Here is an 11,516-nt window from a genome sequence, read left to right on the forward strand (position 1 = left end):
TCCCAGGAGCGCCCCCCGGAAGCGCCCGTTCCGGGGGGACGGGACCCCGCCCTCAGCCGGCCAGGAACCCTTCCAGGACGTTTTCGAAATAGCTCAGATAGCTCAGCATCATGGCCGGCAGGACGATCATCAGCAAGCCCAGGCCCAGGGTCAGCTTCAGGGGCAGGGCGACAAAGAAGATGTTCCACTGCGGGGCAAGGCGGACCAGGATGCCCATGGCCACCTCGAAGACCATGGCGAAGACGATGAACGGCGAGGCCAGACGCAGCCCGACATGGGCCGCATCGTTCATCACGTCGCGCAGCATGGCGATCATGTCGCCGCTCATCGGCACCTGACCGGGCACGAACAGCCCGTAGCTGTCGATCACCGCCTTCAGCATCAGGCCGTGCAGGCCCAGGGTGAAGATCAGGACCAGCGAGATCATGCTGAGCAGGCCGATCACCATCGCCCCCTGCTGGGCGGTGATGGGATCGAAGACCATGGCGTTCATCAGGCCGCCGGTGATGCCGATGACGGTGCCCGCCAGATGCAGCGCCGTGGTGATGACATTGACCAGACTGCCCAGGAAGATGCCGATGGTGATCTCCAGGATGAACAGGCGGACCAGCTCGGCGGCGCTGTCGGGCATGGCCGGCAACAGCGGCGAGAGCAGCGGCAACACGGCGATGGTGATGGCCAGGGCCAGCGACAGCCGGGCCTGCATGGTCACGTAGGTGGCCGAGAAGCCGGGCAGGAACATCATGGTCGAGCCCAGCCGGGCAAAAACCAGGATGAAGTGGAAGACGTTGAGGGTCAGGAAGTCGTCGAGCACCGGGCCGGCCCCCCGGTCAGCCGAGCGCGATGATGCGGTCGGTGATCATCTCGAAAAAGTCGATCAGGGTCTGGATCATGAACGGCAGGAAGATGAGCAGCGAGACGAACACCGCCAGGATCTTGGGCACGAAGGTCAGGGTCATTTCCTGCAGGTGGGTCAGGGTCTGGAACAGCGACACGGTCAGCCCGACCACCAGCCCGGTCAGCAGCACCGGCCCGGCCACCTTGATCATGGTCAGCACGCCCAGGCGGGCGATATCGATGACGGCGCTTTCGTTCACCTTGTGCAAGACCTTTCGGGGCACGGGCCCTTTCAGGCCGGGGCCGTTCCGGGGCAAACGCGGGGGCGGGAGCCGGCCGGCGAACCGTCAGATCGGCATCTTGAGAATTTCCTGGTAGGACTTCAGCACCTTGTCGCGCACCTTGACCACGGTGTCCAAGGCGTTCTCGGCGTTGTTGACGGCCAGCACCACCTCGCGCAGGTCGGCCTCGCCCTTGATCGCCTGCTTGGTCATCTCCTCGCTATGGCGGCCGATGGCGACCGCTTCCTTGAGCGAGTCCTTGACCAGCCCGGCGAAGGTGTCGACCGCGTTGCCGGCCGGGGCGGCCCCGCCGCCCGGCTTGGGTCCCATGCGGGCCGCCGCCTGATAGGCCGCCACGCCACCATTCATGTTCACTGCCATGGCCTGCTAGCCCCTTGCCTGTCGGTTAGCGCAAAAGGTCGATGGTCTGACGGACCATCTCCTTGGAGGTCGAGATGACGTTGAGGTTGGCCTCGTAGGAGCGCTGGGCCTCGCGCATGTCCATCATCTCGATCAGCGGATTGACGTTGGGCCGGAGCACATAGCCAGCGTCGTCGGCCCCCGGATGGGACGGATCGTAGACCCGCTGGAAGTCGGACATGTCCTCGATCACCTTGCGCACGGCCACCTTGTCGGCGCCCAACTCGCGGTCCAGCTCGGCCTTGAAGGTGACCACCTGGCGCCGATAGGGCTCGCCCCCCGGCTGGGTGGAGACCGAGTCCTTGTTGGCCAGGTTCTGCGACACCACGCGCAGGCGCTTGGCCTGGGCCTTCATGCCGGAGGCGGCGATGCGACTGCTCTGGTAGAGTTCATCCATGACGCGGATACCTTCGTTGACTGTCCGTGGCCGTCAAAAAGCCGCTCAGGCGCCGGGCGATCCAAGCGCCGCCTTGACCATCTTGATGTGCTTGGAAACCAGCTTGGCGGCCAGTTCGTAGCGTCCCTTGGTGGTGCTCATCTTGGCCATCTGCTCTTCCAGGATGACGTGGTTGTTGTCCGGCGACACCTCGAACGGCCGGCGCTCCTTGAAGTCGTCGAAGCGCGACGGCTCGGGCAGGTTGGCGGCCAGATGCGACGGATGGGTCAGGGTGGGCCGGGTCGGCTGGGTGCGGCTCACCACCATGTCCTTGAAGGTCAGCGGCTCCAGGTCGCGGCCGACGTAGTCCGGGGTGTTGGCGTTGGCGATGTTCTGGGACAGCAGCTTCTGCCGCTCGGCCAGCCAGTCCATCTGGTCGTGCGCCATCTTGAACAGGGTCAGGTTGGACAGGTTCATGGCCGGCGGTCCTGGGTCGGAAACGGGGAGACGACAGGCGGGTGGCACTCCGGGGAGCCTCCACCACGCCTTCGACCCTAGGCCGGGCCGCTTAAGGAACGGTAAAGCCGGCCGGGGCGGGTGGCCGGGGTGGGTGGCGGGAACGAGGGCCGGGGCGGGTGGCGGGAACGAGGGCCGGTGATCGGTTAACCAACCGGAAAGCCACCCCGGGGCAGACTGGACCATGATCCCTCTTTCGCCCGCCGCGATCCCTCACCCCCCACCACGGTCTTTCTTCCCCCCCACCACCCGCGCGCCATGACCCGACCCCCCCGCTTCGCGGACTCCGCGTCCGACCCGTCCGACCCCGCCCCGCCCCAGTCGGGGCGGGCCGACGGTCAGGTGGCGGTGGCGCTGTCCTGGGACGGCGGCGACAGCAGCGCCCCGCGGATCACCGCCACCGGGCGCGGCCATGTCGCCGAGCGCATCCTCGAGCTGGCCTTCGCCCATGGGGTGCGGGTCCGCCAGGACGCCGATCTGGCGCAGATCCTGGCGGCGCTCGACGTGGACAGCGAAATCCCCCTGGAGGCCTTCGCCGCCGTCGCCGAGGTGCTGGCCTACGTCTATCAGGCCAACCACCGCTGGCCCGAGCACTACGCCGACACCCCCACGGAGGCGCCGCGATGATCCCCGCCGCGCCGCCCCTGTTCGCCGACCCGATGGTCGACTCCCTGCGCGCCGAAACGGCCCGTCTGGCGGTCGCCCTGGCCGAGGCCGAGGTCGCCCTGCTGACCGGCCGACGCCTCGATCTGGCGCCGCTCGGCCAACGCCTGGAGCGCCTGTGCCGCAGCATCCAGGGACTGGCCGCCGAGGCCACCGCCGCCGCCCTGCGCCCCGGCCTGAGCGACCTGATGGCCCACCTGGAACGCCTGGAACGCCGGCTCGCCGCCGACCAGGGACCGAGGCCCGCCGGCTGATGGGCGAGGGTGCGGTGAGCGATCTTTCCCTGGCCGACTATGCCCAGTTCGTCGGCGCCCTGATGCTGGTCGTCGGGGTCATCCTGACCGGCGGCGCGCTGCTGCGCCGCTACGGCCCGGAGGCCCTGCGCGGCCTGACCCCCGGGGCCCGCGGACGGCGCCTGAAGCTGGTCGAGAGCCTGCCGGTCGGGGCCCGCCACCGGCTGGTCCTGGTCAAGCGCGACGACCGCGAGCACCTGCTGCTTCTGGGCACCACCGACGTGGTGGTGGAACGCGGCATCGCGCCTCCCGGCGCCGAGCCGGCCCCCGGGGAAACAACGCCGTGAGAGCCTTTCTGTCGCCAGCCCTTTCCCCCGCCCTGGCCCTCCTCGCCGGCCTGCTCGTCGCCACCCTGGCCGAGCCCGCCCTGGCCCAGGAGGTGAACATCGACCTGGGCGGCGAGTCGGGCTCGACCACGGCGCGCATCGTCCAGCTGGTCCTGTTGATGACGGTGATCACCGTCGCCCCGGGACTGCTGGTCATGGTCACCTCGTTCACCCGCATCGTGGTGGTCTTCTCGATCCTGCGCCACGCCATGGGGACCGGGACCAGCCCGCCCAACACGGTGCTGGTCAGTCTGGCCATGTTCATGACCATCTTCATCATGGCGCCGACCCTGGAAGAGTCCTGGGACAGCGGCATCCGCCCCCTGGTCAACGAGCGCATCGACGAGGCGCAGGCCTTCGAGCGGGCGGCCCAGCCGTTCCACGACTTCATGATGCGCCACGTGCGCGACAAGGACCTCAGTCTGATGCTCAATCTGGCCGAGCTGGAGGTGCCCGAAAGCCCCGAGACGACGCCCCTGCGCGCCCTCATCCCGGCCTTCATGATCAGCGAGCTGAGGCGTGCCTTCGAGATCGGCTTTTTGCTCTACGTGCCGTTCATCATCATCGACATGTGCATCGCCTCGGTGCTGATGAGCATGGGCATGATGATGCTGCCGCCGATGATGCTGTCGCTGCCCTTCAAGGTGATCTTCTTCGTCCTGGTCGACGGCTGGTATCTGGTCGTCGGCAGTCTGGTCAGAAGCTTCGGGTAGGGACCCGGTCGCCACTCAGACCGGTTCGGGCTCCGGGGCGGCCTCGCCACTGCCGCCCACGCCCTCGATGGTGCGGATGCGGTCGCGGCCCTCGTTCTTGGCCCGGTAGAGGCCCTGGTCGGCCCGGCTGATCAGGCTGTCGATGGTGTCGCCGGGGCGGCTGACCGCCACCCCGAAACTGGCCGTCAGGCGCCGCCCGGCCGGCAGGTCCAGCCCCTCGACGGCCGCCTCGCCAAGCGCCGCGCGCAGCTTGCCGGCCATCATCAGGGCCCCTTCGAGGTCGGTTTCCGGGCACAGGATGAGGAACTCCTCGCCCCCCCAGCGGCCGACCACGTCGGCGGCCCGCACCTTGTCGGCCAGCACCCGGGCCAGCCCGGCCAGCACCCGGTCGCCGGCACCGTGGCCCAGGCTGTCGTTGATCTGCTTGAAGTGGTCGACATCGGCCAGGATCACCCCCAGCGGCCGGCCGTAGCGTTCGAAGCGGCCGAACTCGCGGGCCAGCACCTCGTCCAGGCGGAAGCGGTTGAACAGCCCGGTCAGGCGGTCGGTGACCGACAGCTCCTCGATCCGCTTCTTGTCGGTGATGTCGATGCGCACCGCGGTGAAGCCGATGATGGTGCCGTCGTGATCGCGCGTCGGTTCGATGTTGCTTTCCACCCAGAAGGTCGAGCCGTCGCGGGCCAGGTTCTTCATCTCGCGGTGCCACGAGCGCCCGGCCAGCACGGTGCTCCACATCTCCTGATAGAGGCTGTCCGGGTTGTCCGGGTGGCGGATCAGGCCGTGCGTGCGGCCGAGCAGCTCCGCCTTGTCGTAGCCGGTGGCCCGGGCGAAAGCCGACGAGACATAGGTGATGCGCCCGGACAGGTCGGTGGCCGAGGTCAGCACGTACTTGTCGACGATGTCCAGGTAGTACTGAAGCCGGTCGCGGGCCCGTTCCAGCTCGCGGGTGCGCTCGGCGACCAGCCTTTTCAGGCGCCGGTTGAGGGCCAGCAGGGCGAAGCTGGCCGCCCCCAGCAGCCCCAGGCCGCCACCCAGCCAGCGGACCCAGTCGGGCAGCCGCACCTGGGGCGTCATCAGGTCGTCGAACAGCAGGCCATCCAGCCTGCCCGCCGGCGGGGCCAGCCCCTCGGCCCGGTAGACGTCGGCGATCCAGTTCAGGCGGGCCGGGTTGACGTGGCCGATCTCGATCAGGTTGGGCATGATCATGCGCCGCGTCATGCCCGCCTCGTAGGCCAGATAGTCGCGGCTTTTGGTGCTGCCGTAGTCGGCGATCAGCCAGTCGATCACCTGCTCGGGATGGTCCAGGGCGTAGCGCCAGCCCTTCAGGCTGGCCCGGCGCATGGCGGCGACCAGATCGGGCCGGCGGCGGGCCAGCGCTTCCGAGGTGAACAGGGTATCGCCATAAAAGTCGAAGCCGTAGCCGACCGGGTTGATGATGTTCACCGCCACCCCCCGGCGGCGATACTGGAACGGCTGGTTGGTCACATAGGCCGAAACGGCGTCCACCTCCTCGTCGATCAGCGCCGTGTCGCTGAAGGTGTGGGGCACGCGGATGAAATCGTCGGGCCCCAGGCCCTGGTTGCGCAGCATCGCCAGCAGCAGGGCGTCCTCGCGCTCCGGACCCAGCATGATGCGCCGCCCCTTCAGCTCGCTGGGGCCGAGGATGCCGTCCTCGCTGCGCGTCAGCAGGACCAGCGGCGCGTGCTGGAAGACCGCCGCCAGCAGCACCACTGGCCGGCCGCGCAACCGGCTGAGCACCACCGCGCTGCCGGAAACGCCGAAGTCGGCCTGGCCGGCCAGCACCACATCGACCGGGTTCGGACCGGGCTGGCGCGGCCGGATGGTGACCGCCAAACCCTCGGCCGCGAAATAGCCCAGCTTGTCGGCCGCGTAGTAGCCGGCGAACTGGAACTGCGGATGCCACTTCAGTTGCAGCACCACCTGTTCGGCGGCCCGCGCCGAGGGAGCGCCGAGGCCGCACAGGATGGCCAGCAGGAGCAGCGCCAGACAGCGGGCCAGACGGCGGGCCAAAAAGCCCGTCAAAGAGTTCATGGGGCGTTTCATGATGGCGCGTTTCATCGCCCCCCCTCGCCGACCCGGCACGCCGGCCCCACCAGCTCGATCAGCTCGGCCAGCGGCAAGGGGCGGCTGAACAGGTAGCCCTGCAGAAGGTCGGCCCCCAATTCGGCCAGGGTGCGGGCCTGGGCCGGCGTCTCCACGCCCTCGGCCACGGTCAGGATGGAGAGGTTGCGGCACATGGTGATGACCGCCTCGATCAGATGCCGCTCGCGGCTGTGGTCGGTGGCCTTGGCGACGAACTGGCGGTCGATCTTGAGCACCCGCATGGGCAGCTCGAGCAGGGTGCCCAGGGCCGAGTAGCCGGTGCCGAAGTCGTCCAGGCTGATCGCCGTGCCGAACTCGTTCAGCACCTCGAGCACGGCCATCACCTCGGGCCGGTGCTCGACGAACAGCCGCTCGGTGATCTCCAGGTCGAGCCGCCCCGGCGGCAGGCCGGTCTCGGCCAAAAGCTCGGCCACCCGCTCGGCGAACTCGGCGCGGCGCAACTGGCGCGGGCTGACGTTGACCGACACGAACAGGTCGAGCCCGGTCTGCCGGCGCAGGGTGGTGATGTCGTCCATCGCCCGCGCGAGCACCCAGCCACCGATCTCATGGGCCAGATCGGTGCCCTCGAACAACGGCACGAACTCGCCCGGGCTGATCGCGCCCAGCCTGGGGTGCTGCCAGCGGATCAGCGCCTCCAGCCCGGCCCAGGCGCCATGCCCGACCCCCTGGGCCTGGACGATGGGCTGATAGGCCAGCCACAGCTCGCCGCGCGTCAGGGCCCCGGCGAGGTCGCTCTCCACCCCCAGCGAGCGGCCCGAGCCGCGCTCCTTGAGGAAAAAGCGGTAGGAGCCCGGGCCGCGCGCCTGGGCCTGGCGCACCGCCGTCTCGGCGTTGCGCACCAGCAGGTCGACGCTGGCGCCGTCGGCCGGGTAGAGGGCGATGCCCAGGGTGGCGGTCAGCCGGCAGGGCTGGCCGTCCACATCGAACGGCTCGGCCACCGCGTCGAGCACCGCGCGGGCGGTCAGCTCGACCTGCGCGGTGGCGGCGAAGTTTTCCACGGCCAAACAGAAGCGGTCGCCACCGATGCGCGCCAACAGCCAGCAGTCGGCGCTCACGGCGCGGCCCAGGCGCCGCGCCACCTCCTTCAGCACGGCGTCGCCGCGCCGGTGGCCGAAGGCCTGGATGAGGCGCGAAAAGCCGTCCAGGTTGACCAGGATGAGGGCGAACCGCGCGCCCTCCCGGGGGCCGGCGGCGATGCGCTCGGCCACCTGATCGAAGGCGGCGCGCCGGTTGGGCAGGCCGGTCAATGGGTCCAGGGTCAGGGCGCGCCTCAGCTCGGCCTCGGCCGCCTTCTGGGCCGAGATGTCCTCCTTGATGGCGACGAAATGGGTGATCTCGCCATTGACTCCGTGCAGGGGGAACAGATGGGCCCGCTCCCAGTACAGCGAGCCGTCGCGCCGCGTGTTCAGCAACTCGCCGCGCCACTCGCCGCCGTCCTTCAGGGCCCGCCACATCTCGCGATAGGTCTCGGGCGGGGTCAGGCCGGAGCGGAACAGGCGCGGCGTCTGGCCGATCACCTCGGAGAGCGGAAAGCCGGTCACCTCGGTCAGCCGGGGGTTGGCGTATTCCACGATGCCGTCGGGATCGGTGATCAGGATGATGGCGCTGTTCTGCTCCACCACCTGCGACAGCTTCTTGAGCTCGGCCTCGCGCTGATGCTCGCGGGTGATATCCATCAGGCTGCCGAACAGGCGCCGCGGCCGCCCGTCGGGCCACCGTGCCACCTCGCCGCGCTCGCGCAGCAGCCGGGGCGTGGTGGCGCCGGGCGGGGTCAGGCGGAAGGTCCGGGTATAGCCGCCGTGCCCCTCCAGGGCCCGGGACTGGGCCGCCTCGAGGGCCGCCCGGTCGTCCGGATGGACCATATCGAGGATCGCCGCCCGCGTCGGCGGGGCCTGCCCCGGGGCCAGGCCGAGGATGCCCCGCACCTGCTCCGAACAGCTCAGCCGGCCGCTTTTCAGGTCGACCTCCCAGTGGCCCAGGTTGGCCAGCCGCTGGGCCTCGGCAAGGCGCGCCTGACTGGCCCGCAAGGCTTCCTCGACCGCCTTGCGCCGCGAGGTGTCGACCACCGTGGTCACCCTGAAGCGCTGTCCGTCGGGGTCTTCGTAGAGGCCGGCCTGGGCCTCGACGTTGAACCGCCGGCCGTCCTTGCGCAGCACCGTCCACTCGCCGCCCATCTCGACCGTCCCGGCGACCACCCCGTGGTGCAGATTCAGCGCCTCGGGGCGCGAGTCGGCCGGCAGGACCAGGCTGAAATGGCGCCCGATCAGTTCCCCGGCCGAATAGCCGAAGAGGCCGCAATAGCCCGCGTTGACAAAGACGTAGCGCCCCTCGGCGTCGGTCACGCTGACGCCGGCCCGCATTCCTTCCAGGATGCCCCGCAGGGCATGTGTCTCGCGGCCGAAGAACGGCGTGTCCATGTGCTGAACCCTGCCGGAACACTCGACCCCCCGGGACCGAGTGTACCTTACCCTTCGTTGGCTGTGCACCCGAAGCCTGGGTCCGGCGGTCGGCTATTGGAAATGGCGAGCCGTCCCGCCAATGCATACCCCAGGCGACAAATGTCAATGCGTCATAAGGCGGCACGGTGGCAAGGCTGAAAAATGGAATGCTTCAAACTTTAAAAATATTGAACAGGGAGACGACCCGTGCCCCGGCCTGGATTGCTCATCCTGGCGTTCTGTCTGCTCGCCGCCCCGGCCCTGGCGACCCAGGCGGCCGAGACGCCGTCGCCCGACGCCCCGACGCCGCGGCTCGACAGCACCGCCGACCACACCAAGTTCAAGGAACTGAAAGGCGACTTCAAGAACGGCCCCGAGGTCACCCGGGCCTGCCTTGAATGCCACACCGAGGCGGCCGCCCAACTGAAGGCCACCACCCACTGGAGCTGGACCTTCCACGGCGGCGGCGAGGATGCCCAGACCCTGGGCAAGCGCCACGTCATCAACAGCTTCTGCGGCTCCGCGCTGTCCAACGAGCCGCGCTGCACCTCGTGCCACATCGGCTACGACTGGACCGACCTCAGGCAGAGCCCGGACCAGCAGGGGGTGGCCGTCGACTGCCTGGTCTGCCACGACACCACCGGCGCCTACGTCAAGCATCCCGAACTGGCCGGCCATCCCGACTACGCCCCGGCCAGCGGCAGCCCGCCCGACCTGGGGCACATCGCCCGCCACGTCGGGGCCAGCGGGCGGGCCAACTGCGGCGCCTGCCACTTCCACGGCGGCGGCGGCGACGGGGTCAAGCACGGCGATCTGGACAGCTCGCTGATCGACCCCGGGCCCAGCCTCGACATCCACATGGCCAAGGAAGGCGGCGACTTCACCTGCGCCACCTGCCACAATCCGCGCGGCCACCAGGTGCCCGGCTCGCGCTACCAGACCCAGGCCGCCGGCGAACCCGCCGACCCCCTGCCCTCGCGCCAGTACCAAAGCCACGCCCGTTGCGAATCGTGCCACGGCGGCGCCCCGCATCCGGACCTCTCGCTGACCCACATCAAACTCAACGGCCACGTCGACCGGGTGGCCTGCCAGACCTGCCACATCCCCACCTTCGCCCGTGGCGGGGTGGCCACCAAGACATGGTGGGACTGGTCCACCGCCGGACGCCTGGGGCCCGACGGCAAGCCGCTGAAGATCAAGGACGACCACGGCCACTTCAGCTACCTGAGCACGAAGGGCGACTTCCGCTACGCCGAGGACGTGGTCCCCACCTACCGCTGGTTCGACGGCACCCTGCGCTACAGCCTGGCCGACGAAACCATCGACCCGGCCGCCGGGGTGGAAATCAACCATGTGCGCGGCGACCGGCGCGACGCCCACAGCCGCATCTGGCCGTTCAAGGTGATGCGCGGCCGCCAGCCCTACGACAAGGTCCACAACACCCTCTTGGTCAACCACGTCTTCGGCGACGACGACAGCGCCCTGTGGACCAACTTCGACTGGCCCAAGGCCCTGGCCGCCGGCACCACCTACGCCGGCCAGCCCTACAGCGGCCAGTTCGGCTTCGTCGACACCACCATGGCCTGGCCGATCACCCACATGGTCGCCCCGGCGGACGACGCCCTTCAGTGCGCCCAGTGCCACGCCAGGGACGGCCGGCTGGCCGAACTCTCCGGCTTCTACATGCCGGGCCGCGACGGCTTCGGGTGGATCGACTTCCTGGGCTACGCCGCCCTCGTCGGCGCCCTGCTCGGGGTCGCCGTGCACGCCGCCCTGCGCATCATCTGGAAAGGGAGGGCCCGCCGATGAGCCGCCCCGACACCGACATCTCCACCTCCGGCGGCGCCAGCGAATCCGCCCGCCGCCGCGAGGTGATGATCTACTCGCGCTACGAACGCTTCTGGCACTGGTCGCAGGCCGCCCTCATCTTCGCCCTGCTGTTCACCGGGCTGGGCCTGCACGGCACCCACGACCTGCTCGACTTCAAGCTGGCCGTGCAGATCCACACCTATGCCGCCATCGCCCTGATCCTGCTGTGGCTGTTCACCACCTTCTGGAACTTCACCACCGGCCAGTGGAAGCAGTACATGTTCAAGGGCGGGCTGTGGAAGGTGATCCGCTTCTACGCCTACGGCATCCTGGTCGGCGAGCCGCACCCCTACAAGAAATCCCTGCAACGCAAGCAGAACGCCCTGCAGTCGCTGGCCTACATGACCTTCATGGTGATCATCGGCCCGGCCCTGTGGCTGACCGGCATCGTCTACCTGACCTACGATCTGTGGAACACCGCCCCCTGGTCGGCCGAAGCCCTGTGGGCCATCGCCCTGATCCACACCATCGCCGCCTTCGCCATGGGCGCGTTCGTCATCATCCACGTCTATATGACCACCACCGGCAAGACCATCTTCCACTACGTGAAAACCATGATCACCGGCTACGACCGGGTCGAACTCTCGGAAGTGGAAGAGGCCTACATCGAACAGACCGGCATGGTGGACATGAAAAAGTAACCACCGGATGGGGCGCCGC

Annotated in this window: 13 protein-coding genes; 6 read left to right on the forward strand and 7 right to left on the reverse strand. The window is 69.0% G+C overall.

Annotated elements, in window-relative coordinates; all coding sequences use genetic code 11:
* Window positions 1-52: 52 nt before the first annotated feature.
* The 5 genes from BLR95_RS11970 to BLR95_RS11990 form a co-directional block, all read right to left on the reverse strand.
* Window positions 53-814: a flagellar biosynthetic protein FliR gene (locus tag BLR95_RS11970; protein WP_092620384.1), complete on the reverse strand. Its 762-nt coding sequence runs from the start codon at window positions 812-814 to the stop codon at window positions 53-55.
* 16 nt (window positions 815-830) lie between these two features.
* A complete protein-coding gene (gene fliQ, locus BLR95_RS11975) occupies window positions 831-1,097 on the reverse strand; it encodes a flagellar biosynthesis protein FliQ (protein WP_092620688.1) in 267 nt (88 codons plus the stop codon).
* 87 nt (window positions 1,098-1,184) lie between these two features.
* Complete coding sequence (fliE, locus tag BLR95_RS11980; protein WP_092620387.1) at window positions 1,185-1,499, reverse strand: flagellar hook-basal body complex protein FliE; 315 nt, start codon at window positions 1,497-1,499, stop codon at window positions 1,185-1,187.
* Window positions 1,500-1,524: 25 nt separating this feature from the next.
* On the reverse strand, window positions 1,525-1,935 hold the full coding sequence (flgC, locus tag BLR95_RS11985) for a flagellar basal body rod protein FlgC (RefSeq protein ID WP_092620390.1): 411 nt from the start codon (window positions 1,933-1,935) through the stop codon (window positions 1,525-1,527).
* A gap of 45 nt (window positions 1,936-1,980) precedes the next feature.
* Window positions 1,981-2,391: a flagellar basal body rod protein FlgB gene (locus BLR95_RS11990; RefSeq protein ID WP_092620393.1), complete on the reverse strand. Its 411-nt coding sequence runs from the start codon at window positions 2,389-2,391 to the stop codon at window positions 1,981-1,983.
* 297 nt (window positions 2,392-2,688) lie between these two features.
* Here BLR95_RS11990 and BLR95_RS11995 point away from each other — a divergent pair, with 297 nt between their 5' ends.
* The 4 genes from BLR95_RS11995 to fliP are packed head-to-tail and all read left to right on the forward strand — an operon-like array spanning window position 2,689 to window position 4,425.
* A complete protein-coding gene (locus BLR95_RS11995; protein WP_092620396.1) occupies window positions 2,689-3,057 on the forward strand; it encodes an EscU/YscU/HrcU family type III secretion system export apparatus switch protein in 369 nt (122 codons plus the stop codon).
* The gene (locus BLR95_RS12000; protein WP_092620399.1) at window positions 3,054-3,347 is read left to right on the forward strand and encodes a hypothetical protein; all 294 of its coding nucleotides are present in this window, start codon (window positions 3,054-3,056) and stop codon (window positions 3,345-3,347) included. The genes BLR95_RS11995 and BLR95_RS12000 overlap by 4 nt, the downstream gene beginning before the upstream one ends.
* 14 nt (window positions 3,348-3,361) lie before the next feature.
* Window positions 3,362-3,673, forward strand: a complete 312-nt coding sequence (locus tag BLR95_RS12005) for a FliO/MopB family protein (RefSeq protein WP_176787823.1) — start codon at window positions 3,362-3,364, stop codon at window positions 3,671-3,673.
* Entirely contained in the window at window positions 3,670-4,425 is a 756-nt protein-coding gene (gene fliP, locus BLR95_RS12010) for a flagellar type III secretion system pore protein FliP (RefSeq protein WP_092620405.1), read from the forward strand. The genes BLR95_RS12005 and fliP overlap by 4 nt, the downstream gene beginning before the upstream one ends.
* A 15-nt stretch (window positions 4,426-4,440) precedes the next feature.
* On the opposite strand, the gene BLR95_RS12015 is transcribed toward fliP, so the two are convergent.
* The gene (locus BLR95_RS12015) at window positions 4,441-6,477 is read right to left on the reverse strand and encodes an ABC transporter substrate-binding protein (RefSeq protein ID WP_176787825.1); all 2,037 of its coding nucleotides are present in this window, start codon (window positions 6,475-6,477) and stop codon (window positions 4,441-4,443) included.
* 23 nt (window positions 6,478-6,500) lie between these two features.
* Entirely contained in the window at window positions 6,501-8,966 is a 2,466-nt protein-coding gene (locus BLR95_RS12020; RefSeq protein ID WP_092620411.1) for a sensor domain-containing protein, read from the reverse strand.
* Window positions 8,967-9,194: 228 nt separating this feature from the next.
* Here BLR95_RS12020 and BLR95_RS12025 point away from each other — a divergent pair, with 228 nt between their 5' ends.
* Both BLR95_RS12025 and BLR95_RS12030 read left to right on the forward strand, forming a co-directional pair.
* Window positions 9,195-10,796 (forward strand): tetrathionate reductase family octaheme c-type cytochrome, encoded by a 1,602-nt coding sequence (locus BLR95_RS12025; protein WP_218119548.1) that lies wholly within the window; start codon window positions 9,195-9,197, stop codon window positions 10,794-10,796.
* Window positions 10,793-11,497, forward strand: a complete 705-nt coding sequence (locus tag BLR95_RS12030; RefSeq protein WP_092620414.1) for a cytochrome b/b6 domain-containing protein — start codon at window positions 10,793-10,795, stop codon at window positions 11,495-11,497. Before BLR95_RS12025 ends, BLR95_RS12030 begins: the two co-directional genes overlap by 4 nt.
* Window positions 11,498-11,516 lie beyond the last annotated feature (19 nt).

It is taken from the genome of Roseospirillum parvum, assembly GCF_900100455.1.
Lineage (GTDB): Bacteria > Pseudomonadota > Alphaproteobacteria > Rhodospirillales > Rhodospirillaceae > Roseospirillum > Roseospirillum parvum.

Bases quoted from the DNA above. Each gene is read 5' to 3' on its own strand.
- BLR95_RS12015 (WP_176787825.1), bottom strand. From the start codon at position 6,477: ATGAACTCTTTGACGGGCTTTTTGGCCCGCCGTCTGGCCCGCTGTCTG.
- BLR95_RS12020 (WP_092620411.1), bottom strand. From the start codon at position 8,966: ATGGACACGCCGTTCTTCGGCCGCGAGACACATGCCCTGCGGGGCATC.
- BLR95_RS11990 (WP_092620393.1), bottom strand. From the start codon at position 2,391: ATGAACCTGTCCAACCTGACCCTGTTCAAGATGGCGCACGACCAGATG.
- flgC (WP_092620390.1), bottom strand. From the start codon at position 1,935: ATGGATGAACTCTACCAGAGCAGTCGCATCGCCGCCTCCGGCATGAAG.
- BLR95_RS11995 (WP_092620396.1), top strand. From the start codon at position 2,689: ATGACCCGACCCCCCCGCTTCGCGGACTCCGCGTCCGACCCGTCCGAC.
- fliE (WP_092620387.1), bottom strand. From the start codon at position 1,499: ATGGCAGTGAACATGAATGGTGGCGTGGCGGCCTATCAGGCGGCGGCC.
- BLR95_RS12030 (WP_092620414.1), top strand. From the start codon at position 10,793: ATGAGCCGCCCCGACACCGACATCTCCACCTCCGGCGGCGCCAGCGAA.
- BLR95_RS12000 (WP_092620399.1), top strand. From the start codon at position 3,054: ATGATCCCCGCCGCGCCGCCCCTGTTCGCCGACCCGATGGTCGACTCC.